Annotated in this window: 24 protein-coding genes; 16 read left to right on the top strand and 8 right to left on the bottom strand. The window is 72.3% G+C overall.

From position 1 onward, the window contains the following. The first annotated feature begins 21 nt into the window (after positions 1–21). The 10 genes from ABZU52_RS20980 to ABZU52_RS20935 all read left to right on the top strand — a co-directional run bounded on the left by ABZU52_RS20980 (position 22) and on the right by ABZU52_RS20935 (position 14,397). Complete coding sequence (locus tag ABZU52_RS20980; protein WP_354972678.1) at positions 22–834, top strand: SAM-dependent methyltransferase; 813 nt, start codon at positions 22–24, stop codon at positions 832–834. Between the two features lie 4 nt (positions 835–838). Continuing rightward, complete coding sequence (locus ABZU52_RS20975; RefSeq protein ID WP_354972677.1) at positions 839–2,974, top strand: EAL domain-containing protein; 2,136 nt, start codon at positions 839–841, stop codon at positions 2,972–2,974. 93 nt (positions 2,975–3,067) lie between these two features. Then, complete coding sequence (locus ABZU52_RS20970; RefSeq protein WP_354972676.1) at positions 3,068–3,568, top strand: DUF456 domain-containing protein; 501 nt, start codon at positions 3,068–3,070, stop codon at positions 3,566–3,568. A gap of 365 nt (positions 3,569–3,933) precedes the next feature. Next, positions 3,934–5,520: an amino acid permease gene (locus ABZU52_RS20965; RefSeq protein WP_354972675.1), complete on the top strand. Its 1,587-nt coding sequence runs from the start codon at positions 3,934–3,936 to the stop codon at positions 5,518–5,520. A gap of 115 nt (positions 5,521–5,635) precedes the next feature. After that, positions 5,636–7,000, top strand: a complete 1,365-nt coding sequence (locus tag ABZU52_RS20960) for a glutamine synthetase family protein (RefSeq protein ID WP_354972674.1) — start codon at positions 5,636–5,638, stop codon at positions 6,998–7,000. A gap of 117 nt (positions 7,001–7,117) precedes the next feature. Beyond that, on the top strand, positions 7,118–8,473 hold the full coding sequence (locus ABZU52_RS20955) for an aldehyde dehydrogenase family protein (protein WP_354972673.1): 1,356 nt from the start codon (positions 7,118–7,120) through the stop codon (positions 8,471–8,473). Positions 8,474–8,478: 5 nt separating this feature from the next. Further along, positions 8,479–9,246 (top strand): 3-oxoacyl-ACP reductase, encoded by a 768-nt coding sequence (locus tag ABZU52_RS20950; RefSeq protein WP_030489498.1) that lies wholly within the window; start codon positions 8,479–8,481, stop codon positions 9,244–9,246. Further along, a complete protein-coding gene (locus ABZU52_RS20945; protein ID WP_354972672.1) occupies positions 9,243–9,944 on the top strand; it encodes a gamma-glutamyl-gamma-aminobutyrate hydrolase family protein in 702 nt (233 codons plus the stop codon). Before ABZU52_RS20950 ends, ABZU52_RS20945 begins: the two co-directional genes overlap by 4 nt. Positions 9,945–9,991: 47 nt before the next feature. Beyond that, positions 9,992–10,543 carry a pyridoxamine 5'-phosphate oxidase family protein gene (locus tag ABZU52_RS20940; protein ID WP_354972671.1) on the top strand — a complete coding sequence of 184 codons (552 nt, stop codon included), beginning with the start codon at positions 9,992–9,994 and terminating at the stop codon, positions 10,541–10,543. A gap of 194 nt (positions 10,544–10,737) precedes the next feature. Then, entirely contained in the window at positions 10,738–14,397 is a 3,660-nt protein-coding gene (locus ABZU52_RS20935) for a SpoIIE family protein phosphatase (RefSeq protein ID WP_354972670.1), read from the top strand. Between the two features lie 78 nt (positions 14,398–14,475). Here ABZU52_RS20935 and ABZU52_RS20930 read toward each other — a convergent pair whose 3' ends face one another. Then, complete coding sequence (locus ABZU52_RS20930) at positions 14,476–14,790, bottom strand: STAS domain-containing protein (RefSeq protein ID WP_354972669.1); 315 nt, start codon at positions 14,788–14,790, stop codon at positions 14,476–14,478. 95 nt (positions 14,791–14,885) lie between these two features. Here ABZU52_RS20930 and map point away from each other — a divergent pair, with 95 nt between their 5' ends. Further along, positions 14,886–15,743, top strand: a complete 858-nt coding sequence (gene map / locus ABZU52_RS20925) for a type I methionyl aminopeptidase (protein WP_354972668.1) — start codon at positions 14,886–14,888, stop codon at positions 15,741–15,743. A 55-nt stretch (positions 15,744–15,798) separates the two neighbouring features. Next, entirely contained in the window at positions 15,799–16,512 is a 714-nt protein-coding gene (locus ABZU52_RS20920) for a VIT1/CCC1 transporter family protein (protein ID WP_354972667.1), read from the top strand. A 6-nt stretch (positions 16,513–16,518) separates the two neighbouring features. On the opposite strand, the gene ABZU52_RS20915 is transcribed toward ABZU52_RS20920, so the two are convergent. The 7 genes from ABZU52_RS20915 to ABZU52_RS20885 form a co-directional block, all read right to left on the bottom strand. Further along, entirely contained in the window at positions 16,519–17,256 is a 738-nt protein-coding gene (locus ABZU52_RS20915; protein WP_354972666.1) for a nucleotidyltransferase domain-containing protein, read from the bottom strand. A 92-nt stretch (positions 17,257–17,348) separates the two neighbouring features. Further along, entirely contained in the window at positions 17,349–17,849 is a 501-nt protein-coding gene (locus tag ABZU52_RS20910; RefSeq protein ID WP_354972665.1) for a nitroreductase/quinone reductase family protein, read from the bottom strand. 74 nt (positions 17,850–17,923) lie between these two features. After that, the gene (locus ABZU52_RS20905; protein ID WP_354972664.1) at positions 17,924–20,692 is read right to left on the bottom strand and encodes an FtsX-like permease family protein; all 2,769 of its coding nucleotides are present in this window, start codon (positions 20,690–20,692) and stop codon (positions 17,924–17,926) included. Continuing rightward, positions 20,689–21,447, bottom strand: a complete 759-nt coding sequence (locus ABZU52_RS20900; RefSeq protein ID WP_354972663.1) for an ABC transporter ATP-binding protein — start codon at positions 21,445–21,447, stop codon at positions 20,689–20,691. Before ABZU52_RS20900 ends, ABZU52_RS20905 begins: the two co-directional genes overlap by 4 nt. Continuing rightward, positions 21,420–22,022, bottom strand: a complete 603-nt coding sequence (locus tag ABZU52_RS20895; protein WP_354972662.1) for a PadR family transcriptional regulator — start codon at positions 22,020–22,022, stop codon at positions 21,420–21,422. The genes ABZU52_RS20900 and ABZU52_RS20895 overlap by 28 nt, the downstream gene beginning before the upstream one ends. Positions 22,023–22,074: 52 nt before the next feature. Further along, entirely contained in the window at positions 22,075–22,512 is a 438-nt protein-coding gene (locus ABZU52_RS20890; RefSeq protein ID WP_354972661.1) for a ferritin-like domain-containing protein, read from the bottom strand. Then, on the bottom strand, positions 22,509–23,036 hold the full coding sequence (locus ABZU52_RS20885) for a hypothetical protein (RefSeq protein ID WP_354972660.1): 528 nt from the start codon (positions 23,034–23,036) through the stop codon (positions 22,509–22,511). The genes ABZU52_RS20890 and ABZU52_RS20885 overlap by 4 nt, the downstream gene beginning before the upstream one ends. A gap of 155 nt (positions 23,037–23,191) precedes the next feature. On the opposite strand from ABZU52_RS20885, the gene rimP reads away from it, so the two are divergent. The 4 genes from rimP to ABZU52_RS20865 form a co-directional block, all read left to right on the top strand. Continuing rightward, positions 23,192–23,881, top strand: coding sequence for a ribosome maturation factor RimP (rimP, locus tag ABZU52_RS20880; protein WP_354972659.1), 690 nt, complete (start codon positions 23,192–23,194; stop codon positions 23,879–23,881). Next, positions 23,878–24,921: a transcription termination factor NusA gene (gene nusA, locus ABZU52_RS20875; RefSeq protein ID WP_354972658.1), complete on the top strand. Its 1,044-nt coding sequence runs from the start codon at positions 23,878–23,880 to the stop codon at positions 24,919–24,921. Before rimP ends, nusA begins: the two co-directional genes overlap by 4 nt. Before the next feature lie 16 nt (positions 24,922–24,937). Further along, entirely contained in the window at positions 24,938–25,270 is a 333-nt protein-coding gene (locus tag ABZU52_RS20870; RefSeq protein ID WP_081884157.1) for a YlxR family protein, read from the top strand. A 93-nt stretch (positions 25,271–25,363) separates the two neighbouring features. Further along, on the top strand, positions 25,364–26,077 hold a 714-nt coding region (locus tag ABZU52_RS20865; protein ID WP_354972657.1), incomplete at its 3' end, for a translation initiation factor IF-2 N-terminal domain-containing protein.

Here is a 26,077-nt window from a genome sequence, read left to right as displayed (position 1 = left end):
GATGAACTGGGGAGCACACTGATGCCGGACGGACTGCCTACCGAGATCGATCTGACCAGGCCGAGCGCGGCCCGGGTGTACGACTACTTTCTGGGTGGGGCGCACAACTTCGAGATCGACAGGCAGCTGGCCGAGCAGATCGCCAGCATGACCCCGAATCTCGCCGCCACCATGCGTTCCGGCCGGGAGTTCCTCCGGCGGGCCGTCCGGGTGCTGCTCGACGCCGGCATCGACCAGTTTCTCGACATCGGCTCCGGAATTCCCACCGTGGGCAACGTGCACGAGGTGGCGCAGGGGGTGAACCCCAAGGCCCGCGTGGTGTACGTCGACATCGACCCGGTGGCCGTCGCGCACAGCCGGGAGCTGCTCGCCGGCAACGAGCTGACCGGGGTCATCCACGCCGACCTGCGTGAGCCGGAGCGGATCCTCGCCGAGACCCGACAGCTCGGGCTGATCGACTTCAATCGACCGATGGGCATCCTGCTGGCCGGGGTGGTGCACTTCATTCCGGACGCCGATCGGCCCGAGGCGATCCTGGCCACCCTGCGCGACGCCGCCGCCCCGGGCAGCTTCCTGGTCATCTCGCACTCCACCTTCGAGGACCAGCCGCAGGAGATGCTGGACGCCCAGCGCCTCTCCGCCCGGACCGCCACCGAGATCACGCTGCGTTCCCGCGCACAGGTCACCGGCTTCTTCGGCGACTGGACCGTGCTGGACCCGGGCGTGGTGCACATGCCGCTCTGGCGTCCCGACTCACCGTCCGACGTGGACGAGCACCCGGAGCGGTTCGGCGCCTTCGGGGGCGTCGCCCGGTACGACCAGCCCGTCAGCTGATCCCGTGGCCGCCGTCCCGGACCCGCAGGGGTACGCCGCCGACTGGGCCCGCGCGATGCGCCGTCTCGGTTTCGTGCCGCTCAGCCTGGCCGAGACCGAGCGGCTGATGCTGGTGCACACGATTCGACTGGCCGAGTCGGTACGGGCGGAGCCGTTCAGCGTCCGCCCGGCCGAAGAGGTCGGGCGGGCCCTGGTGGAGTCGCACCTCACCGAGCCGCAGGCTCTGGAGTGGACGTTACAGGCGCTCGGCGCGACGTTCGGGCGGCGGGTGCTGGGCGACGGTGACCGGCCGGCCGACCTCGCCGAACGGATCGCGGCGTTGCAGGGCAGCCTGGCCGCCGGGTTCGCCCGCGCGCTGCGCGACCGCACCTTCCGCCAACAGGAGCGGATCGCCAGGTCGGCCTGGCAGGCGCGGGACGAGGTCGAGCAGGCGCTGCGCGAGAGCGAGGCGCGGTTCCGGGCGGTGTTCACCGGTGCCGCGATCGGGATCGGGATCGCCGACGTGGACGGCCGGATCATCGACGTCAACCAGGCGTTCGCCGACATGCTCGGCTACTCGATCGAGGAGTTGCGCGAGATCAACGTGGCGGCGCTGTTCCACGCCGACGACGCCGCCGGGATGTGGGAGCTCTACCAGGAGCTGATCGAGGGCAAACACGACGCGGCCCGGGTGGAGAAGCGCTACCACCGCAAGGACGGCAGCGTGGTCTGGACGGATCTCGCCGTCTCGCTGATCCGACACGAGGGCCAGCCCCGATTCACCGTCGCGATGATCGAGGACATCACCGAGCGGTACGAACTCCAGCAGCGGCTGCGCTTCCAGGCGTTGCACGACCCGCTGACCGGGCTACCCAACCGGACGTTGTTCTTCGAGACCCTGGGACGGGTGCTCGACACCGCGGGCGACGGGCAGCGGGTCGGGGTGTGCTTCCTCGACCTGGACGGCTTCAAGGCGATCAACGACAGTCTCGGCCACGACCTCGGTGATCGGCTGCTCGTGATGATCGGCCGGCGGCTGGCCGCGTGCGTGGCCGAACACGGCCACCTGGTTGCCCGGATGGGCGGCGACGAGTTCGTGATCCTCGTCGACGGCGGGGACGACACCGACGACCCGGTGGCCGTCGCGGAGGCCGCGCTGGCCGCCGTCGCCGCCCCGGTGCTCGTCGGTGAGCACCAGTTGGCCGTCTCGGCCAGTGTGGGCATCGTGCAGTGCCCCGCCTCGGAGACCACCGCGTCGGAGCTGATGAAGGCCGCGGACACCACGCTCTACTGGGCGAAGGCGGCGGGCCGGGGCCGGTGGGCGGTCTACGACCCCGAACGCGGCGCCCGGGACATCGCCCGCTCGGCGCTGGTCGCCGGGCTGCCCGCCGCGCTGGACCGGGGCGAGTTCGTGCTGCACTACCAGCCGATCGTGTCGCTGCTGGAGGGCACCATGCTCGCGGTGGAGGCACTGGTCCGTTGGGAGCATCCGGAGCTGGGCCTGATCGGTCCGGACCGGTTCATCGGGCTGGCCGAGGAGACCGGCCTGATCGTCCGGCTCGGCGAGTGGGTGCTGCGGCGGGCCTGCGAAGACGCCGAACGGTGGTGGCGGGAGTTCCCCGACGCCCGGCTGGTGGTGAGCGTCAACCTGGCCGCCCGGCAGGCCGACGAGCCGGCCATCGTGGACACGGTGGCCGACGCGTTGCAGACCAGCGGGCTCCCCGCGGAGCTGCTCCAACTGGAGCTGACCGAGAGCGCCGTGATGGGCAGCGCCGGTGAACCCCTGCGCAGCCTGCACCGGCTCGCCGCGCTCGGCGTCCGGCTGGCCGTGGACGACTTCGGCACCGGGTACTCCAACCTGGCGTACCTGCGGCGGTTGCCGATCCACTGCCTGAAGCTCGCCGGCCCGTTCGTCGAGGGCATCCGCGCGGACGGGACCGACGTGGCGGCCGACCACCGCGACGAACGGATCGTCGACGCGCTGGTCCGGTTGGCGCACGCCCTGGAGTTGTGGGTCACGGCCGAGGCGGTGGAGACCGGCGTGCAGGCGGAACGGCTGCGGGCGCTGCGCTGCGACACCGGGCAGGGCCGGTACTTCGGTGCTCCGGCCCCGGCCGACGCGATCACCGCCCGGCTGCGCGGCGACGGGCTGGCGGCGTGAGCCGGTGACCGGGTTTCCGGCCGGTCGGGCGGCGGGTAACGGCGTGAGCGGGCGACCGGCCCGGTCCGGAGGGTGGCGACGGAGGGTGGCGACGTGGACCTGACGGACTCGCAGACGGTGGTGACGGTGGTGGCCGGGCTGGCCATCCTGGCCGGGTTGGCCGGTGTGGTGGTGCCCGGTCTGCCGGCGCTGCCGCTGTGCTGGGGTGGCGTGCTGGTCTGGGCGGTCTTCGGCGGCGCCGGGCTGGGTGGCTGGGCCGTGTTCGCCGCCGCCACCCTGGTCGCCGCGGGCGGCGCCGTGATCAAGTACGCGTGGCCCGGCCGCAACCTGAAGCGCACCGGCGTACCGACGTCCACGCTGCTCGCCGGTGGGGTGCTCGGCATCATCGGGTTCTTCGTGGTGCCGGTCGTCGGCCTGGTGCTCGGCTTCGTCGCCGGAGTGTGGGCCGCCGAACGGCTGCGCCTCGGCAGTAATCAGCTCGCCTGGCCCTCCACCGTGCAGGCCCTGAAGGCCGCCGGCCTGTCGATGCTGGTGGAATTCCTGGCCGGCCTGCTGGTAGCGGCCCTCTGGATAGCCGGCCTCCTCCTGACCTGACCGGCCCGCCCGTCCGCGTTGATCAAGAGGTCTGCGTCAGGGCAGGCCGGAAATCTGACGCAAACTTCTTGATCACGAGGGGGAACGGGGGGGAACGGGGGGCGCGGGGCACTTTTTGGGTACGGCGGGACGCCGTACGTGAGAGAGAGGTGTGCCCCGCGCCACCGTGGTCGGGCGGTCCGAGCGCCCGGGGTGGGCCCTGATCGGGCCTGGTCACCGGTCCAGGATGCGGGTCGGGGCGGCCGGACGGCAACGCAATTAGCCCGACGGCGGTGAGATTCCCACCGACTACGTATTGACCGCCTTGATCGGCTGGGTCGACACTTTGCCCACTCGTACGCGGAACCACCTCAGGGAGGTGTGCAGTGGCCACGACGCCCGTGCCGACCGCCGAGCAACCGATGGACGACGACGCCCGACGGCTCGCTGAACTCGGCTACAAACAGGAGTTGCGCCGCAAGTGGAGTGGCTTCTCCAACTTCGCCATCTCGTTCTCGATCATCTCGATCCTGGCCGGTTGCTTCACCACCTTCGGTCAGGCGTGGAACAACGGCGGGCCGGTCGCCATCTCCTGGGGCTGGCCGCTGATCTCACTGTTCATCCTGATCATCGGCTTCTGCATGGCGGAGCTGGTGTCGGCGTACCCGACCGCCGGCGGGATCTACTGGTGGGCGGCCACCATGGGTCGCCCGGTGCACGGCTGGTTCACCGGCTGGCTGAACCTGATCGGCCTGGTCGCGGTCACCGCCTCGGTCGACTACGGCTGCGCGACGTTCCTCAACCTCACCCTGTCGGCGCTCTTCGACGGCTGGGCCGGGACGCTGCGGCAGGCGTTCATGCTCTTCGTGATCATCCTGGTGCTGCACGGCCTCATCAACATCTACGGGCACCGGATCATCGACGTACTCCAGAACGTCTCGGTCTGGTGGCACGTGGCCGGCGCGGCCGTCGTGGTGGCCATCCTGGTGTTCGTGCCCGACAACCACCAGAGCTTCCAGTTCGTGTTCACCGAGCGGTTCAACAACTCCGGGTTCGGTGACGGGGACATCGGCGGGCTGACGTTCTGGTTCTACGTGCTGCCGCTGGGTTTCCTGCTGACCCAGTACACGATCACCGGCTTCGACGCCTGCGCGCACGTCTCCGAGGAGACCCGGGGCGCCTCGCAGGCGGCGGCCAAGGGGCTCTGGCAGTCGATCTTCTACTCGGCGGTTGGCGGCTGGATCCTGCTGCTGGCCTTCCTGTTCGCGGCCACCGACGTCGAGGCGGTCAACGCCGCCGGCGGCTTCTCCGGCGCCATCTTCGAGTCCGCACTGACTCCGGTCTTCTTCAAGATCGTCATCATCATCTCCACCATCGGCCAGTTCTTCTGCGGCATGAGCTGCGTGACCTCGATGAGCCGGATGGCGTACGCGTTCAGCCGGGACCGGGCCGTACCCGGATGGCGGCTGTGGTCGACTGTCGACCGCAACGGCACCCCGGTCAACGCGATCATCGGCGCCACAGTGGCCGGTCTGGTGCTGACCCTGCCGGCGCTCTACGAGAGCTCCGCCGGCATCCCGATCGCCTTCTACGCGGTGGTCTCCGTCGCGGTGCTCGGGCTCTACCTGTCGTTCCTCATCCCGATCGCCCTGCGCCTGCGGATGGGCGACCGGTTCGTCCCCGGCCCGTGGACGCTCGGCCGCAAGTACAAGCTGCTCGGCTGGATCGCGGTGATCGAGATCGCGATCATCGCCGTCTACTTCGTGCTGCCGATCGTGCCCGCCGGGGTGCCCGGCAACGACGGGTTCACCTGGTCGGCGGTGAACTACGCCCCGCTCGCCGTCGGCGGGGTGCTGCTGGTGGTCGCCGTCTGGTGGTACGCCTCCGCCCGTAAGTGGTTCACCGGCCCGGTCCGTACCGTCGAGCAACCCGCGGCGGCGGCCGACCCGGCGCCGGCCGACGGCCCGGTCTGATCGGCACCCGGCGGGACGGGCGGTGTGGCCGTCCCGCCGGGTTTGCCGCCCGTGCCACCGGGGGCATTGACGGTGATCCGGTTAGCCAGTAGACCTTGGTGATGGAGGCCCGCGAATGAGGAAAGCTCCGCTTACGCTGGAACAACTGCGGGTCGCCGTCGCCGAGGGCGAGATCGACACCGTGGTGCTGGCCCTCGTCGACATGCAGGGCCGCTTGCAGGGCAAACGGTTCCACGCGCCGTTCTTCCTCGACCAGGTGGTGGCCAACGGCAGCGAGGGCTGCAACTACCTGCTCGCCGTTGACGTCGACATGAACACCGTCGACGGGTACGCGATGTCGAGTTGGGAACGCGGCTACGGCGACTTCGCGATGGTGCCGGACTTCGCCACCCTGCGCCGGACGCCCTGGCAGCCCGGCTCCGCGATGCTGTTGGCCGACCTGACCTGGCTGGACGGCTCGGGTGACGTGGTCGCCTCGCCCCGGCAGATCCTGCGCCGGCAGTTGGACCGGCTGGCCGAGCACGGGTTGACCGCGTACGCCGGCACCGAGTTGGAGTTCGTGCTGTTCCGCGACTCGTACGAGGATGCCTGGCGGCGCGGTTACCGCGACCTCACCCCGGCCAACCAGTACAACGTCGACTACTCGCTGCTCGGCACCGCCCGGGTGGAGCCCCTGCTGCGTCGGATCCGCACCGAGATGGCCGGCGCCGGGCTCACGCCGGAGAGCGCCAAGGGCGAGTGCAACCTCGGGCAACACGAGATCGCCTTCCGGTACGACGAGGCGGTGGCCTGCGCGGACCACCACGTGATCTACAAGAACGGCGCCAAGGAGATCGCCGCCCAGGAGGGGATGTCGATCACCTTCATGGCCAAGCCGAACGAGCGGGAGGGCAACTCCTGCCACATCCACTTCTCACTGCGGGACTCGTCCGGCTCGTCGGCGATGCTCGGTGACGGCCCGGCGCACCTGTCGCAGACCGGGCAGCGGGTGCTCGCCGGGCTGCTGGCCACCATGCGGGAGTTCAGCCTGTTCTTCGCCCCGAACATCAACTCCTACAAGCGTTACCAGCCGGGATCGTTCGCCCCGACCGCGCTGCGCTGGGGCGTCGACAACCGCACCTGCGCGCTGCGGGTGGTCGGGCACGGGCAGGGCATGCGGGTGGAGAACCGGGTGCCCGGCGCCGACGTCAACCCGTACCTGGCCATCGCCGGGCTGGTCGCCGGGGCGCTGCACGGCATCGAGCAGGAGTTGGAGCTGGGTGAGGAGTGCACCGGCAACGCGTACGACGACCCGGAGGCCGAGCGGGTCCCCGGCACCCTGCGCGACGCGCTGGCCCTGTGGGAGGCGTCCACGGTGGCCCGCGAGGCCTTCGGCGAGGAGGTGGTGGCCCACTACGCCAACCAGGCGCGGGTCGAGCTGAAGGCCTTCGACGCCGCGGTAACGGACTGGGAGCTGACCCGTGGCTTCGAACGCCTGTGACGCGCCGCCCCGGCACCCTGTCGGGGTCGATCATGGAGTTGTGGTGGGCGGAATGCGGCGTGGCGCGGCTTTCGTGAGGCACCACAACTCCATGATCGACGACGAGGGGTGGAGCGCGTGAGCGTGATTGTTGATCCGGCTTCCGGGGTGGGGTTTCGGGAGGTTCCTGGGGCTTCCCTTGCGGACGTCGACGCGGCGATCGCGCGTGCCGCGAAAGCGTTCGAGACGTGGCGGGTTGTGGGGGCGGGGGACCGGGGGCGGTTGTTGCGGCGGTTCGCTGCCGTCGTCGACGCGCATCTGGACGAGTTGGCAGTGCTGGAGGTGCGCAACTCAGGGCACACCATCGGCAACGCGCGGTGGGAGGCGGGCAACGTCCGCGACGTGCTGGACTACTACGCCGGCGCGCCCGAGCGGCTGACCGGGCGGCAGATCCCGGTGCCCGGCGGGCTGGACGTCACCTTCCACGAGCCACTCGGTGTGGTCGGCGTGATCGTGCCCTGGAACTTCCCGATGCCGATCGCCGCCTGGGGTTTCGTCCCGGCGCTCGCCGCCGGCAACACAGTGGTGCTCAAGCCCGCCGAGCTGACCCCGCTCACCGCGCTGCGCCTGGCCGAGTTGGCCCGCGAGGCGGGCCTGCCCGACGGTGTCTTCACCGTCATCCCGGGCGAGGGTTCGGTGGTGGGGGAGCGGTTCGTCAGCCACCCGGCGGTCCGCAAGATCTGCTTCACCGGCTCCACCGAGGTCGGCACCCGGATCATGGCCGGCTGCGCCGCCCAGGTGAAGCGACTCACCCTGGAGCTGGGCGGCAAGAGCGCGAACATCGTGTTCGCCGACGCCGACCTGGAACGCGCCGCCGCGACCGCGCCGGGCGCGGTCTTCGACAACGCCGGCCAGGACTGCTGCGCACGGTCGCGGATCCTGGTCCAGCGTTCGGTGTACGACAGGTTCCTGGAACTGCTCGAACCGGCGGTACGCGCGGTGCGGGTCGAGGATCCGTCCCGGGACACCGCCGAGATGGGCCCGCTGATCTCGGCCGCCCAACGGGACCGGGTCGCCGGCTACCTCACCGGGGCGACTGTCGCCTTCACCGGATCCTGCCCGGACGGCCCCGGGTTCTGGCACGCGCCCACGGTGCTGCTGGCCGACTCGCCGGCCGACCGGCACTGGCGGGAGGAGATCTTCGGCCCGGTGGTCTCGGTGCTGCCGTTCGACGACGAGGCGGACGCGGTCCGGCTCGCCAACGACACCGAGTACGGCCTTTCCGGCTCGATCTGGACCCGGGACGTGGGTCGGGCCCTGCGCCTGGCCCGCGCCGTCGACTCGGGCAACCTCAGCGTCAACTCGCACTCCTCGGTGCGCTACTGGACCCCGTTCGGCGGGATGAAGCGGTCCGGGCTCGGCCGTGAACTGGGCCCGGACGCGCTGCACTCCTTCACCGACGTCAAGAACGTGTTCATCGCGACAGAGGAGTGAGGCCAGTGCAGGGTCGGTTGCAGGACCGGGTGGCTGTGGTCACCGGAGCGGGCAGCGGCATCGGGTTGGCCACCGTGCGGCGGTTCGCCGCCGAGGGGGCCCGGGTGGTCTGCGTGGACATCGACGCGGCGGCCGGCACGAAGGCCGCCGAGGAGTGCGGCGGCGAGTTCGTGGCCACCGACGTGGCCGACGAGTCGGCGGTACGCGACCTGTTCGACGGGGTGGCCGACCGGCACGGCCGGGTGGACATCGCGTTCAACAACGCCGGCATCTCACCGCCGGACGACGACTCCATCCTGGACACCGGCCTGGACGCGTGGGAGCGGGTGTTGCGGGTCAACACCACGAGCGTCTACCTGTGCTGCAAGTACGCCATCCCGCACATGCGTCGGCAGGGCAAGGGGTCGATCATCAACACGGCCTCGTTCGTGGCGTTGATGGGCGCGGCGACGTCGCAGATCGCGTACACCGCCAGCAAGGGTGGGGTGCTGGCGATGACCCGGGAGCTGGGCGTGCAGTTCGCCCGGGAGGGCATCCGGGTCAACGCGCTCTGCCCCGGCCCGGTGGCCACCCCGTTGCTGCTGGAGCTCTTCGCCGCCGACCCGGAGCGGGCCGCCCGTCGGCTGGTGCACGTGCCGATGGGACGCTTCGGGCAACCGGAGGAGATCGCCGCCGCGGTGGCGTTCCTGGCCAGCGACGACGCCTCGTTCATGACCGCCGCGCAGTTCGTGGTCGACGGTGGTATCACGGGCGCCTACGTCACGCCCCTATGAGCGCGCGGCGGCCGTTGATCGGGGTCAGCGCGTACGTCGAACCCGCCGACTGGGCCACCTGGCGCGGGGTGCGGGCGGTGCTGGTGCCGGAGGCGTACACCCGGGCGGTGGCGGCCGCGGGTGGCCGGGCCGTGGTGCTGCCGCCGGACGACGTGGACGCGGACGTGGTGGCTGTCCTCGACGGGTTGCTGTTGGCCGGCGGCGCGGACGTCGGCCCGGGGCGGTACGGCCAGCCACCCGATCCGCGTACCGAGGACCGGCCGGACCGGGACGCCGGCGAGCTGACCCTGTTGGCCGCCGCGCTCGCCGCCGAACTGCCGGTGCTGGGCGTGTGCCGGGGGATGCAACTGCTCGCGGTCGCGTACGGCGGCGCCCTGCACCAGCACCTGCCCGACGTGGTGGGTCACGAGGCGCACCGGCCGGCACCTGGCGTGTACGGGGCCCACCCGGTGCGGTTCGCCGCGGGGAGCCTGGCCGCCTCGGTGCTGGCGGGGGTCGATGAGGTCAACTCGTACCACCACCAGGCGGTCGCCGACCCGGGCCGGCTCACGGTGACCGGCTGGGCGGAGGACGGCGTGGTCGAGGCGGTGGAGGACCCGGCCCTGCCGTTCGTGCTCGGGGTGCAGTGGCATCCGGAGAACGAGTCGGATCCCCGGCCGATCACGGCGCTGGTGCGGACCGCTGACCAGCGGGTGTGACGGAGATCGCCCCCGCCGGTCGGTGGCGCCGGTGGGAGGATCGACGGATGGGCAAGGTTTATCCGGAGATCGACGGTCGACTGCGTGACTTCATCGCGGCCCAGCCGCTCTTCTTCGTGGCGACCGCGCCGTCCGGTGCCGACGGGCACGTCAACGTGTCACCCAAGGGCATGCGGGGCACCTTCGTGATCCTCGGCCCGCACCGGGTGGCCTACCTCGACTATCACGGCAGCGGGGCGGAGACCATCGCCCACCTGCGGGACAACGGCCGGATCACGCTGATGTTCTGCGCCTTCGACGGTCCGCCGAAGATCGTCCGGTTGCACGGTCGGGGCAGCAGCGTCGCGGTGACCGAGGCCGAGTTCGCCGAGCGGCTCGCCGAGTTTCCGGCGCCGCCCGACGTGCACGCCGTCCGGGCGGTCATCACGGTCGACGTGGAGCGGGTCAGTGGCTCCTGCGGATACGCGGTGCCGTTGATGGACTTCCGGGCCGAACGAGATCTGTTACTCACCTCACACTCCCGTCGCAGCGTCGACGACCTGGTGGTCTACCGGGCCACCAAGAACGCGGCGAGCATCGACGGGCTGCCGGTCTTCTGACTCGTCAGGGCGCTCCGGCTAGCCCCTGTTCGACGCCACCGTCCATCCGCACTGTCCGGTGCCTGCCGGCCCGGGCGCACATAACCAGCGTCCATTGCTCGTGATGCGTTACGTTGCTGTTCCGCTGGGGTACAAGTCGGAGCACGGCGGGTGAAGATCAACGGTCGAGGGGTACGGCCGGAGCGGGAGGCTGCATGAGCTCGGCCCAGGGGGGTGCGGACATCGGGCATGCCGCCCTGTCCGGCCGCGAGACCCCTCCGATGCTGGCGGCCGCGTTCGCGGCCGGCGGTGAGATGGGGGGCCGGCTGGCTTCCTTCGACTGGTCCTCCGGCCCGCTCGGTGCGCCCGGTCAGTGGCCCCCGGCGCTCTCGAACGCGGTCGGGATGATGCTCGCCTCCAGCGCGCCGATCGTCATGTTCTGGGGCGACGAGCAGTTCGCCTTCTACAACGACGCCTACCGGCCGACCATCGGTGCCAAGCATCCGGACGTGATCGGTCAGCCGGCCCGCTCCTACTGGGCCGAGACCTGGGCGGTGCTCGGCCCGCTGCTCGACAGCGTCCGGAGCACCGGACGCTCCTACCGGGGCGAGGACCACCCCTTTCTGCTGAACCGTCACGGCTTTGTCGAGCAGACCTACTTCGACGTCTCGTACGACCCGATCCGAGGTGACGACGGCTCGGTCAGTGGCGTCTACTGCATCGTCAGCGAGACCACCGGGCGGGTGCTCGGCGAGCGCCGGCTGCGCGCGCTGTCCGAGCTGGGTGCCGAGCTGAGTGACATCGGCAGCGCCGCGGAACTGGGCCGGACCGCCGCCGGGGTGCTCGGCCGGCACCGGGCGGACGTGCCGTTCGCCCTGATCTATCTGACCGACGACAGCGGCCAGCTCACCCTGGCCGGTCACACCGGCACCACCCCGCCCGACGCCGATGCCACGGCACGGCTGCTGGCCCGGTTGACCGCCGATGACGCGCCCGCCACGGTCGAGGTGGCCGGCGTGCTCGACGCGTTGCCGGTCGATGCCGCCGACGAGGCCCTCGTGCTGCCGCTCACGGCGACCAACCAGACGGTCGGCGCGCTGGTCGTCGGCGTGGCCCGCCAGCTGCCGCTCAGCGACGACTACCGCGACTTCCTCGACCTGGTCGCCGCGCAGATCTCCAGGGCGGTCGCCGCTCAGCGGGCGTACGAGCAGGAACGGGCCCGGGCCGCCGAGCTGGCCGCGCTGGACCGGGCGAAGACCAACTTCTTCGCCAACGTCAGCCACGAGTTCCGTACCCCGCTGACCCTGGTGCTGGGTCCGCTGGAGGACATGCTGGCCGACCCCGAGCTGCCCGCCACCGAGATCGACCGGCTCACCATGATGCACCGCAACGCGCTGCGCCTGCTCAAGCTGGTCAACACCGTGCTGGACTTCTCCCGGCTGGAGTCCGGTCGGCTCGCCGCCCGCTACCAGCCCACCGACCTCGCCGGTTACACCGCCCGGCTGGCCAGCACCTTCCGCTCGGCCACCGACCGGGCCGGGTTACGACTGGTGGTGGACTGTCCGCCGCTGCCGACACCGGTCTTCGTCGACCGGGACATGTGGGAGAAGATCGTCCTCAACCTGGTGTCGAACGCGCTCAAGTTCACCTTCGACGGCGAGATCCGGGTACGGATCCGGGCCGTGGAAGGCGCGGCCCGGCTGGAGGTGACCGACACCGGCATCGGCATCGTGCCGGACGAGCTGCCGCATGTCTTCGAACGGTTCCACCGGGTGGCCGGGGCGCGGGCACGCACCCACGAGGGCACCGGCATCGGCCTCGCCCTGGTCCGGGAGCTGGTCGAGATGCACGGCGGTGAGGTCGGGTTGACCAGCCAGGTCGACGTGGGCAGCACCTTCACGGTGACCATTCCGTTCGGCTCGGCGCACCTGCCGTCGGACCGGGTGGTGGCGTTCGGCCCGTTGCCCGTGGGTGAGCCCGAGGCGGCCCGGCTCTTCGTGGCGGAGACCGCGCTGTGGGCGGGTGTCGCGTCGGCACCCGAGCTCGACCGTCAGCCGGCCAAGCGCACCTCGGCTGGCCGGATCCTGGTCGTCGACGACAACGCCGACCTGCAAGAGCACGTCAGCCGGCTGCTCTCCCCGACCTGGGACGTGGTCACCGCGAACGACGGGCTCGATGCCCTGTCGCTGGCCCGCGAGGGCGGGTTCGACCTGGTGCTCTCCGACGTGATGATGCCCCGGCTGGACGGGTTCGGGTTGGTCGGCGCGCTGCGCGCGGACCCGCGTACCCGGCATGTGCCGATCGTGCTGCTCTCCGCCCGCGCCGGCTCCGCCGAGGCCGTCGCCGGTCTCGCCGTCGGCGCCGACGACTACCTCACCAAGCCGTTCTCCGCGCAGGAGCTGACCGCCCGGGTACGGGCAAACGTGGAGCTGGGCCAGCTGCGCGGGCAGATCATCCGCCGTCTCCGGGCACTGGCCGACGCGGCGGTGGCGGTGAACACCGCCCGATCCACCGCTGACGTGCTTCAGGTCGCCGCCCGACACGCGCTGAGCCTCGCCGAGGCGGCGCGGGTGGCCGTGACCGCGGCCGAGGCGCGCTTCGAGGCGGACGCCGGCGGCAGCACCGCCGCCGACCCGTCCTTCGTGGCCGAGCTGACCGGCACCGCCGGCAAGCGCCTCGGTGAGCTGCGGGTCTGGCGGGCAACCGGCGACGAGGCGCAGACCGACGACGCCGCGCTGACCCAACTGGCCCGGCTGGTCGGGGTGCGCCTGGAGAACGCCCAGCTCTACGAAGCCGAACACCGCATCGCCACCACTCTGCAGCACAGCCTGCTGCCCCGGTCGCTGCCCCAGCTGCCTGGCGCGGTGATAGCCAGCCGGTACCTGCCCGGCAGCGCCGACGTCGAGGTCGGCGGTGACTGGTACGACGCGATCGTGCTGAACGGCGACGAGCTGGTGCTGGTCATCGGCGACGTGGTCGGTAAGGGCGTCCGGGCCGCCGCGGCGATGGGGCAACTGCGCAACGCGATGCGGGCGTACCTGCTGGAGGGCTTCGATCCGGGTGAGTCGCTGACCCGGCTCAACAGGCTGGTCGGCTCGACCGAGGGCCGGTCCTTCGCGACAGTGGTCTGCCTGCTGTTCAACCCCCGCACCGGTCTGCTGCGGTACGCGAGCGCCGGCCACCCGTCCCCACTGTTGATCACCGGAGGCGCCGTGGCGTTCCTGCACGACCGGGCGCTCGGTCCACCGGTCGGCGCCCTTCCCGACACGACGTACGAGTCGGTCGAGGGCGAGTTGACGGCCGGCACGCGACTGCTGCTCTACACCGACGGGCTGATCGAGGACCGCCAGCTCGGCATCGACGACTCACTGGCCCAGCTCCGCATCGACGCGGCCACCCCGAGTGAGCACGTGGTGGACCTGATCGACGCGGTCGTCGGGCGGGTCACCGGACGGCCGCGCCGCGACGACGTGGCGGTCCTCGCCCTGGAGGCGGCGGAGCTCAACCGTTTCGCGCTGCGGCTACCGGCGGATCCGACCCGGCTCAGCGTGCTGCGCAAGCGGCTGGAGGACTTCCTGGTCGCGCACTCCGTCGGCGAGACCGACCTGTTCGATTTGACCGTCGCCGTCTCCGAGGCAGCGGCAAACGCCATCGAACACCCGATCCATCCCGCCGAGGCCATGATCAGCGTGGAGGTGGCCATCGAGGGTCGGACGGTGACGGCCACGGTGCGCGACAGCGGGCAGTGGCGGGAGTCGACCGGCTCCGGCTTCCGGGGCCGCGGGCTGGCCCTGATCAAAGCGCTGGGCGAGCTGTCGGTACGGCGTACCGATGAGGGCACCGAGGTGACGCTGCGCCGGCAGTTGCAGGACTGACCGCGCGCCCGGCGGCGGCCGGCACGCCTGAGGGCCCGGCTCCGCCGGCCCGCTCGGCCGAGGACCGCGACGCCGGGCCTAGGCCGGGTCGAGCCAGCCCTGCTCGCCGAGGCCGGAGATCTCCAGCACCCGACGGACCTGCCGGGACGGACGAACGGTGAGCGTGCCCGGAAACCGCTGGGCGAGCCGGACCACAGCGTGGATGGCGGCCGAGTCGAAGAAGGTGACAGCGGTCAGGTCGAGAGTGATCTTCGCGGCGGGCTGGCGCAGCGCCGTCTGGAGCATCGTGTCCGCGGTCGCCATGTCGACCTCACCGGCCACCACCACGTGGAGGTGGTCGCCATCGATCTCCGCGCTGGCGGAGAAGACGGGCGGTGCTCCCCCTTGATCCACGCTGACACCATGGCACAGCCGCCCTGGCAGGGCAACAACCTCCACCGGGCGGCCGTGGCGCGGGTCACCAGCGGTCCCGGCGATAGGCTTGCGGCATGACCGTCCGTCCGCCGCTGACACCAGGCACGCTCTCCCCGATGCGACCGGTGCCATCCCAGATCGCCCGACCGGAGTACGTCGGCAAGAAGCGCCCGCAGGAGTGGCGTGGCTCGCACGTGCAGACGCCGGAGACCATCGAAAAGATGCGGATCGCCAGCCGGCTCGCCGCCCAGGCGACCCAGCTCGCCGGTGAGCACTGCAAGCCCGGCGTGACCACCGACGAGATCGACAAGGTGGTGCACGAGTTCCTCTGCGACCACGGCGCGTACCCGTCGACGCTGGGTTACAAGGGCTTCCCCAAGTCCTGCTGCACCAGCCTCAACGAGGTCATCTGCCACGGCATCCCGGACACCACGGTCCTGCAGGACGGCGACATCATCAACGTCGACGTGACCGCGTACATCGGTGGGGTGCACGGTGACACCGATGCCACCTTCTGCGTCGGCGAGGTCAGCGAAGAGGCCCGACTGCTGGTCGAGCGGACCCACGAGGCGATGATGCGCGGCATCCGCGCCGTCGCACCGGGTCGCCAGATCAACGTGGTGGGCCGGGTCATCGAGTCGTACGCCAAGCGGTTCGGCTACGGCGTGGTCCGCGACTTCACCGGCCACGGCATCGGCGAAGCCTTCCACAGCGGCCTCTACGTGCCGCACTACGACAGCCCGCGCCCCACGGACATCATGGAGCCGGGCATGACGTTCACCATCGAGCCGATGATCACCCTCGGCACCTACCAGTACGACATGTGGGACGACGGGTGGACGGTGGTCACCAAGGACCGGAAGTGGACGGCGCAGTTCGAGCACACCATCGTGGTGACCGACGACGGCCACGAGATCCTGACCCTGCCGTGAGCGCGAGGAACGCAGCGAAGCGAAGTCCCGCAGTCGCGAACGAAGGGCAAGCGCCGTGACCGAGACCCCAGCGGCGCTGCGCGAGGCGCACCACGCGGACGTCTCCGGCGGTTGGCTACGCCCAGCCGTCTTCGGCGCGATGGACGGCCTGGTCACCAACATCGCCCTGATCGCCGGCGTCGGCGGCGGCGGGGTGTCACCGCGCAGCATCGTGCTCACCGGCACCGCCGGCCTGGTGGCCGGTGCCATCTCGATGGGGCTCGGCGAGTACACCAGCGTGCGCTCCGCCAACGAGCAGGTCGCCGCCGAGGTGGCCAAGGAGCGACGGGAACTGGAACGGCACCCCGAGGCGGAGGCCCGGGAGCTGGCCGACGCGTGGGTGGCCCGGGGCCTGCCCCGGGACCTCGCCACCCAGGTCGCCGAAGCGGTCCGCCGCGACCCGGAGGAGGCGCTGCGGGTGCACGTCCGCGAGGAGTTGGGCGTCGACCCCGACGACCAGCCCAGCCCGTGGGCCGCGGCGATCTCGTCGTTCCTGTTCTTCTCGATCGGCGCGCTGGTCCCGCTGCTGCCGTACCTGCTCGGCGCCACCGAACTGTGGCTGGCGCTCGCCGTCGGTGGGCTCGGGCTGTTCGCCGCCGGTGCCGTGGTGGCCCGCTTCACCCGCCGTCCCTGGTGGACCAGTGGGCTGCGCCAACTGGTGCTGGGTGCCGCGGCGGCCGGCGCCACCTACCTGATCGGCTCGCTGATCGGCGTACCGGGCGGGCTGTGACACGGCTCAGGTGCTGAGCAGCTCGTCGACAGTGCCATCGACCGCCCGACCACGGGCGGCCAACTCCTCGGCCTGCCGGGCCAGCACCACACCCACCTCGGTCATGTCCGCGCCGGCCAACCCGGTACGCCGCACCGCGTCCCCGGGGTCACGGAAGTAGGTGCGACTCAGCAGACCGGTCACCGTGGCCGCCGCCAGCCGGGCCTCACCGAGCATCAGCAGAGCCTGATCGGTCTCGTACCACTCGGCGAGCCGAGCCGCCCGAGAGTGCGCCGCGCTGCCCCTGTACCACGCCTGCCGGGCTGCGGTGCTGAACTCCGCCGGCCGGGCCCGAGCCAGCCGGCCCAGATGCTCGTCGCGCAGCGTCCGCAACCAACCCGTCGGATCGTGCAACGCCTGCGTGGTGACGTACCGGTCGGCGGTCAGCGGCCAGAGCGGAGAGAGCACCCGGGCCTGGGCCAGATAGTCCTCGGCGGCGGCCACGGTCAGATCGACAAGCACCCCGTCCACCCGCCGGGTCGCCGGCGGCGGCCCGGTCCCCGGTCGGTAGGTGACCACCAGCATGCCCGCCTCGTTGTCCCCGCCGCCGTCGTCGTCACCGTGCGCGAGCGGTCCGTGCACCGCGATCGCGAGCGCGTCGGCCGGGAACCGCCGCCGGACCGCCTGGGCGACCTGCTCCGCGACCGTCCACCGTCGATCGTCGAGGCCCCGGTCGACACCGGCCTGCTCACTCCTCGCGCTCACGGGTCTGCCTTTGTTCGCGGCTGCGGGGCTCGCAACCCCGGCTCACTCCTCGCGCTCACGGAACCACCTCGCCTTGGCTACCGGGCGTCAGCCTAGCCAGCCGCTGGCGGGCCGTCGGACGCGCCGCGCCCGGTCGGAGCCAGCCGGAAGATGTGGATCTCCCGGCCGCCGGCCCGCTGCACGTACGTGCGGTACGCGGGCCACTCGGTGACCAGCAGCTGCCACAACCGGTTCCGTTCGGCGCCGGACGCCCGTTCGGCCCGCACCGCGACCCGCCGGCCCTTCACGTCCACCGCGGCGCTGGGATCGGCGAGCAGGTTCATCGCCCAACCGGGGTGGTGCGTCTGCCCCCAGTTGGAGCCGATCACCACGAACGCGTCGCCGTCGGGCACGTAGAGCAGCGGATTGCTGCGGGGCTGGCCGGAACGGCGGCCGGTCGTGGTGATCACCAGGGACGGGATCAGGCCGAGGGCGACCACCCGGCCCCGGGTGAGGCGACCGACCACCCGATCGGCGGGGACCAACAGACGTGCGACCGCGCCGAACCAACGATGATGACCAACCCGACGGGTGACTTTTCCCAGCGCTGACACGCCGATCAGTCTGCCGGGTGCCCCGCCCCGGCGGCACCCCTGCCCGGTCCCCTTTCGGTCGCCCGGCGGATCAGTCAGTCCAGCCGCCGTTCGATCGGCAGCCGGGCGCGGGTGAACAGGCCCGCCCCGAGCATCGCCACCACCGGCACCAGCACCAGGACCCCGAGCGCGGGCCACGGCACCAGAAAGGGGTACGGGTCGGGAACCGGCCAGTCGCTGGCGTACTGCCGGTTCACCGACACCAGCACGATCGCCGCGGTGCCGAGGCCGGCCACGATGCCGAGCACCGAACCGATACCGGCGATGACCCCGGCCTGGCAGATCGCCAGCACTCGGCGTACCGCGGGGGCCGCGCCGACGGCCGCGAGGGTGGTCAGCTCGGCGCGTCCCTCGGCGGCGGCGAGCGCGGTGGCGATCCCGGCCGCTCCCACCGTGATCAGCCCGGCCGCCGCCGCGAGCAGGAGCAGCAACGGTGAGACGTCGTGTGGCGGGCCGCCGTTCTCCACACTCAGCGAGAGCGTCCCGAAGGGGCGCAGGGCGGCGGCGAACCGTGCCTGTTGCTCCTCGTCGGGCGGGGTCGTGGTGCCGATCACCCAGCCGGCCGGAGCCCAGCTCAGGCCGAGCTGTCGGGCCGCTGCCGAGGACAGCAGCAGACGGGGCGGGCCGGTCGCCCGGGTCAGCGCGTACCCCGGAAGGTCGTGGTCGGTGATCGGCCGGTCCCGGCCGTCCTCCACCTCGCTGACCCGGACGGTGACCAGGCCGTCGTGCAGGTAGCGCGGGTCGGTCACCACCACGCCGCCGGCGCGCAGCACGGCCGTGGCGGCTGCGGTCGTCGCCGGGTCCACGCCGGTGAGCAGGGGGAGCGCGGTCCCGTCGTCGACTCCGGGTTCCACGTAGCCGCCGAAGTAGTCCGCCCCGCGGATCTGGCAGCGGGGGTCGGCGCGGGCCTGCTGGCGCTGCGCCGCCGGGAGTTGAACGCCGGGCTGCCAGGGGCAGGCCTGGGCCAGCGGGAGCACCGGTGCGATGTCGCAGTAGCCGCCGCGCCCCGCCCCGCAGCTCGCTGGCTGCACCAGGGCGACCGCGCCGACCCCGAACTGACTCCGGGCCGCGTCGGTGACCTGGGCCAGGGTGGGCTGCTCTCCCGTTCCGACCGGGTAGACCAGTACGTGGCCGGTCGGCAGCGCCGGCCGGTAGGCGCGCGCGTCGCGGGCGCCGTCGCTGGCCAGGTATCCGCCGAGCGCGACGCTGCTGGCGACAGCGGCCATCACCGCGCAGATGGCCGGGGCCGCGGCGGCCCGGTTGCGGCTGGCGTCGCGCAGCGCGATCCGTGGTGCCAGCGGCAACACGCGGCCGAGCCGGGCCAGCGCCCCGAGCAGCGTGGGCGTGCAGCAGACCAGGCCCAACTCGCCGAGGATCAGCCCGGTGAGGACCACCGCCGGGGAAGTCCGGGTGGCCCCGAACGCCGCCAGCCCCGCCCCGCCAACCACCAGCGTCAGTCCGAGAGCCAACCACCGGCCCTGGGATTTCGCCGGGGTGCGTCGCCCGGCGAGCCCGGCGCTGACGTCCTGCCGAGCGGCCGTCCAGGCCGGTGCCAGGGCGGCGAGCACCCCGGCCAGCACCGCGACGCCGGCGAGGAGCACCAGCGCTGTCGGCCAGCAGCGGTAGCCGCCGAAGCGGGCGCTGAAGACGTACTGCTCCATCAGCGGGCGACCGGCGAACGCCGCGCCGACGCCGACCAGCAGGCCGGCGGCGGCCCCCAGCACACCCAGCACCACACCGTCGGCCAGCACGACCCGGCGAAGCTGGGCGGCGTCCCCGCCCGCCACCGCGACCAGCGCCAGATCCCGCCGGCGCCGACGGACTCCGACGGCAAAGGCCGGCCCGACCAGCAGAACGACCTCCAGCAGCCCGAGGCCGGCGATCAGGACGCCGGTGCTCAGGTCGTTCGGGTTGTCCCCCACGACCGACCCGAGCCAGGTCCGGTCCGCTCCGGGCGGCGAGCCGAACCCGTGTCGCGCGGTGACCACCACCCCACTGTCGTTGAGTCGGGACACCATCTCGGTGTCGACGGTGCCCGGCACGTCCGCCAGCCAGACACCGTCCGGCTCCGGGCTGGTCGCCGGCACGGCCCCCGGGTGCAGCGCCACGACCGGCCCGAGGTCGTCGGGAAACTCGACCACACCCACCACGGTGTACGCCCTGCTCCCGTCGGCGGCGGCCACGGCGCGGCCGAGGCGCAGGTCCAGGCGACGCATCGCCGCCGGACTGACCGCGACCTCGCCGGGCTGCTGCGGCGCCCGGCCGGCCCGGAACCGCACCAGCCCGCGGGCCAGCGGGTCGGTGAGGTCCAGCGCCCGACCGTTCACCACCTCGTCGCGGTGCGGGCCGCGCAGGGTCAGCGGGACATGCGGACGGACCTCGGTTACCCGGCTGCCCGGTCCGAGCAGTGCGGACACCTCAGCCGAGGTCACCGTCGAGGGGATCTCGCCTTCACGGGTGTACCAGCCTTCACCCCACTCGTCCTGCTCCACCGGGGCGTTGGCGATCCACTGCAACTGGGCGTCGGCCACCCCGAGCCGGCGGTCGATCCGTTCCTGTGGGGTCAGCTCGGCCATGTCGTAGCTCGCCGCCAGGAAGGCCAGCGCCGCCACCGGCATCGCGATCATCGCGAGCACCAGGACGGTCCGCCGCCGGGACCGGCGTGACTCCCGCCGGGCGATCCGCAGCGCCGCCCGCCAGGAGCCGGTCAGCTCGGCGAACCGCCGTCGGCCGACCGGGGCGACCGGTCGCGGTGTTTCGCTGTCGGCCCGCTCGGGGGGCGGCTTCGGACGGCGGAGGCTCACCTGTCGCTGCCGGACAGCAACTGCTCGACACTGCCCAGCGGTGCCGTCGTGTCGACCAAAACGCCGTCGCGGAGGAACACCACCCGGTCGGCCCAGCCGGCGTGCCGCGCCTCGTGGGTGACGAGCACTCCGGCGGCGCCCGCGTCGATCCGGCGGCGCAGCAGGTGCAGCACCGCCTCACCGGTCTGGGAGTCCAACGCCCCGGTGGGCTCGTCGGCGAGCACCAGCCGGCGTTCGCCCACCAGCGCGCGGGCGATGGCCACCCGCTGCTGCTGCCCGCCGGAGAGCTGGTCCGGGAAGCGGTCCCCGAACGCGGGCAGGCCCACCTCGGTGAGCGCGGCCATGGCCAGTGCGCGGGCCCGACGTCCGCTGGTCCCGTCGAGTTCCAACGGGAGCGCCACGTTCTCCAGGGCGCTCAGACTGCCCAGCAGGTTGAGCTGCTGGAAGATGTAGCCGATCCGGCGGCGGCGCAGCTGGGCCAGCCCGCGGCGGTCCAGTGCACCCAGCGGTTGTCCCTCGACCCGGACCTCGCCGCCGGTCGGGCGGTCCAACCCTCCGGCGAGTGCCAGCAGTGTCGATTTGCCGGAGCCGGACGGCCCCATCACGGCGACCAACTCGCCGGGCCGGACGACCAGGCTGACGCCGCGCAGCGCGTGCACCGCCGCCGGCCCGGCGCCGTGGGTGCGGTGGACGGCGCGTAGCTCCAGCACCGCGTCGCCCGACCCGCTCACCGTCGTGCCTCCTCGCCGGCCCATCGAGCCGCGTCCCGCGCGTCGGCGTCACCGGGCGGGGGAGCGGGGGGTGGCGGGCCGCTGGGCTGGTGCCGGACCAGACTGGTCTCGCAGTGGTCCAGCCAGCGCACCTCGGCCTCCGCCTGGAACACCATCGAGTCCAGCACCAGGCGCCAGGGGAGATCCTCCGGCCGGTTGCTGCCGTACTTCAACCGGGTCAACTCCTGCAGGGCCCGCATCGTCGCGCTGCGTTGGGCCTGCACCACCGACCGGACGTCGACCCCGGGGGTGGTGAGCGCCAGCGCCAGCTTGATCGCCAGCTCGTCGCGGGGTCGGTCGGTACGGCTGATCGGGGTGGCGAACCACAGCGCCAGATCCGCCCGGCCGGCGTCGGTGATCTCGTACGGGCGCTGCCCGGCCTCGCTCTCCGGCAGCGGGCGCACCAGACCGTCCCGCTCCAACCGGGACAGCGTGGTGTAGACCTGCCCGATGTTCAGCGGCCAGGTCGAGCCGGTCGACTCCTCGAATGCGGCGCGCAGCTGGTAGCCGTACATCTGGCCGCGTTCGAGCAGGGCGAGCAACCCGTGACGGATGGACATGGCACCGGAGTATGCATACCTGGTATGCGTACCGCAACCGGAGCGGACCGGTTCAGGCGGGCCGACCGGGAAACGGGACAGTCAACGGGGTCAGCCCGGCTGTCTTCCGCCACCGGGTGGCCCGCACGGCGTACTCGACCAGGGCGGCCAGCGCCTGGTCCCGGTCGGCGCCGGTGGTGGACGCCAGCGCGGCCCGCCAGTGTGCGGCGGTGCGCTCCTCCACCTCGGCGGCGAGCCGCAGGGCGCTGGCCGAGTCGGTGACCGGGAACGGCAGGGCGTACCCGGCGCGGTCCGGCGGGACGACGCCTCCGGCAGTGGTGATCTGCACCACCAGCGCGTCGCGTCGACGTCGATGCGCGGCCTCCGCCTGGCGTGCCGCGTCCCGCGCCGCTCCGCTGAGCCGGACGCCGATCCGTCCGTAGGCGTAGATGGCCGCGTACTCGGCGGACAGGGCGGAGGCGAGCGCCTCCCCGGCTGACGGCTGCCTCACTTCAGTGCCTCCTGGTGTGTTGCCCGGGCGGCGACGATCGACCCGAGCAGCGCCGCCCGTTCCGCGGGCGCCGCGGCGCAGGCGGCGGTGGCGGACTGCTGGGCGGTCTTCTCCAGGGCCCGCAGGGCGGCGCGCGCGTCGTCCGGATCGGCCGCAGGGGCGGTGGTCGGGGCGGCCGAGGCGGCTGACGGCACTGTCACGCCGATCACCCGGGCCAGCTCGGTGGCGTGCGCGGTGTGCGTCTCGGCGATCGGGTTGAGCCGGTCGGCCAGTTCGGGATGCGCGGTCGCGCTGGCCCGGTAGGCGGCGGCCAGCGCGAGTGACTCGTCCACCATCGGCCGCAGCGGGTCGGGCGGTGGAGCTGGTTGGTCGTCGCGGTCGAAAAGATCACAGCCGGTCAGCGGCGTCACGGTGCCGCCGAGCACCAGCAGTGCCCCGGCACTCAGGAGCTTTCGCCGGGAATGTCCGGTTGCCTGGTCGCGCTGTGTCGTTCTGCCGATCCCCACCGGCCAAGTCAACACCATGCGCGCCGGTCCGGGGGTCACCCGCGTCGGTGCGCCGCCCGGTCCGCTGCCGGGCAGGCGCGTTACGCTCTGCGCAACCACCGGCGTGTCCACTCCGGTGGCGTGCCGGCATGGCGGGACGACCGGTCCCCGTCGACCAGGGAGAGGGTGCGGAGATGACGCAGCGTGGCCGTGCCACCAGGCCGACGGGTCGACCCCGCGATGCCGCGGGTCCCCGCGGCGGTGACCTCGCCGCGCGGCGGACCCGACTGCGGGCCGTGATCGAGCCGGTGGTCAACGACGCCGGCTACGACCTGGAGGACCTGTCGGTTTCCCGGGCCGGCCGCCGGCACGTGGTGCGGGTGATGGTGGACACCGACGGCGGGATCGACCTGGACGCCGTCGCGGACGTCTCCCGCGCGGTCTCGGCCGCGCTGGACGCCGCAGAGGAGACCGGTGGCGACATCGTCGCCGGCGAGTACCAGCTTGAAGTCAGCTCGCCCGGCGTCGACCGGCCGCTCACCCTGCCCCGCCACTGGCGGCGCAACGTGGGCCGACTGGTCAAGGTCACCATCCGGGGCGCGGCCGCGCTGCCCGGCCAGCGTGGCGAGCAGCCCGCCGGTGACCGTCAGCTGACCGGCCGGGTGGTCGCGGCCGACGACGAGGGCGTGCACCTGGAGACCGACGACGGCCGCGCCGCCTGGGCGTACGCCCAGCTGGGCCCCGGCCGCGTGCAGGTCGAGTTCACCCGGCTCGCCGAGCTCGGTGAGCCGGACGACGAGTTCGACGACGCGGACGATTCCGACGAGATCGACGATTCAGACGACATCGACGACGAAGATGATGTGGAGGACGAGGAGAGGTGAACATCGACCTCGCGGCGCTGCGCGCACTCGAGCGCGAGCGGGAGATCCCGTTCGACACGATCCTCGCGGCGATCGAGACCGCGTTGCTGACCGCCTACCGGCACACCGACGGGGCCGAACCGCACGCCCGGGTGGAGATCGACCGCAAGTCCGGCGCCGCCCTGGTGTACGCGCAGGAGATGGACGAGGACGGCAGCCTGGTTCGGGAGTGGGACGACACCCCGCACGACTTCGGCCGGATCGCCGCCATGACCGCCAAGCAGGTGATCCTGCAGCGGTTGCGGGAGGCCACCGACGAGGTGCACTTCGGTGAGTACGTGGGCCGCGAGGGCGACCTGGTCACCGGCGTGGTGCAGGCGCACGAGACGCGTACCGAGAAGGGCATCGTCAGCGTCGACCTGGGCAAGCTGGAGGGCGTGCTGCCGCAGTCCGAGCAGGTGCCCGGCGAGCGGTACGCGCACGGCGAGCGGGTTCGCTGTGTGGTGGTGCACGTGGCCAAGGGCATGCGTGGGCCGCAGATCACCCTGTCCCGGTCGCACCCGGCTCTGGTCAAGAAGCTGTTCGCCCTGGAGGTGCCGGAGATCGCCGACGGCACCGTGGAGATCGGCGCGATCGCCCGTGAGGCGGGCCATCGCACGAAGATCGCCGTCCGCTCCACCACCCCCGGGGTGAACGCCAAGGGCGCCTGCATCGGCCCGATGGGTCAGCGGGTGCGTGCCGTGATGAGCGAGCTGCACGGTGAGAAGATTGACATCATCGACTGGTCGGACGACCCGGCCACCTTCGTCGGCAACGCTCTGTCGCCGGCCAAGGCGCTACGGGTCGAGGTGGTCGACCTGGCCGGTCGGGCCGCCCGGGTGACCGTTCCCGACTTCCAGCTCTCGCTGGCGATCGGGCGGGAGGGGCAGAATGCCCGACTCGCGGCACGATTGACCGGTTGGCGGATCGACATTCGCTCCGACGCGGAGCAGACCGCACCGGCGGCGCGTGGGGTAACTGATCACGTGCGGGAGCCGGGCGGCGCGATCTCGGGCAGCTAGGGGTAGACTTCCTCCAGTGGTACGACGCGCGCAGCCGGAGCGCACCTGTGTGGGTTGCCGGCAACGTGCGCCGGCCAGCGAATTGCTGCGGATCGTCGCGGTCAGGGACGAGGCTGGTCACAGCCTCCGGCCTGATCCGCTCCGCAGGCTGCCGGGTCGGGGGGCGAACATGCACCCGGATCCGGCCTGCTTCGCGCTGGCGGTGCGGCGCCGCGCCTTCGGGCGTGCGCTGCGCAGCACCGAGGTCCTTGACCACGGTGTGCTGGCGGAGCACGTCGATGCGCCAACCACTACGTCCGGTCAGCCCGACCGGGCGAGGGTCGCTAGCAGGGTAGGACGACCGACATGAGCACACGATGAAGTCCCTGAAATGACCAGGCTTCAAGTGCACGAGTGAGGTCGCTGCGGGTGCTGCCCGCACGACCTCGGAGTGAGGAGTGCAGTGGCAGGCAAGGCCCGCGTACACGAGCTTGCAAAAGAGCTCGGGGTCGAGAGTAAGACCGTTCTCGCCAAGCTGAAGGAAATGGGCGAGTTCGTGAAGTCCGCGTCCAGCACCGTCGAGGCGCCCGTCGCACGGCGGCTGCGTAACGCATTCGTCGCGTCCGCCGGTGCTCCGGCTCCGGCCGCCGCTCCGTCGGCGCCCGCGTCGACGCCGGCTTCAAACCCGACCCCGACGCCAACCCCCACCCCGGGCGCGCCCCGGGTCTCGGCCAAGCCGATGCCGCCGCGGCGGCCGGCCGCGCCGGCACCCGGTCCGAAGCCCAAGGGTCCGGTTCCCGGTGCGCCGCAGTCGGCGGCCCCGGTCGCCAAGCCGGCGAGTGCCCACGACATCGAGGTGGCGGCCGCGGAGGCGCGTGCCGCCGCGCTGAAGGCTGAGCAGGAGGCCGCGGTCAAGGCCGCGCAGGCCGCCCGCCAGCAGCAGCGGGACAACCCCGTTCGCCGGGAGCCTCCGGCCGACGGCGGTAACCGTCCCGGCCCTCGGCCGGGTCCTGCGGCGATGCCGCCCCGTCCCGGTTCGCCGGCAGCTCGTCCGAGCACGCCGGCTCCCGGTCCGGGTGCCCGGCCGGGCGGTCGTCCGCCGGCGCGAGGTGCCGGTAACAACCCGTTCGGCATCCAGGGTGGCCAGCAGCAGCGGCCCCCGGCCGCCGGTGCGGGT

Source organism: Micromonospora sp. NPDC005220 (assembly GCF_040607895.1).
In the GTDB taxonomy this organism is placed as follows: Bacteria; Actinomycetota; Actinomycetes; order Mycobacteriales; family Micromonosporaceae; genus Micromonospora.
This window is presented reverse-complemented; position numbering and strand designations above follow the sequence as displayed.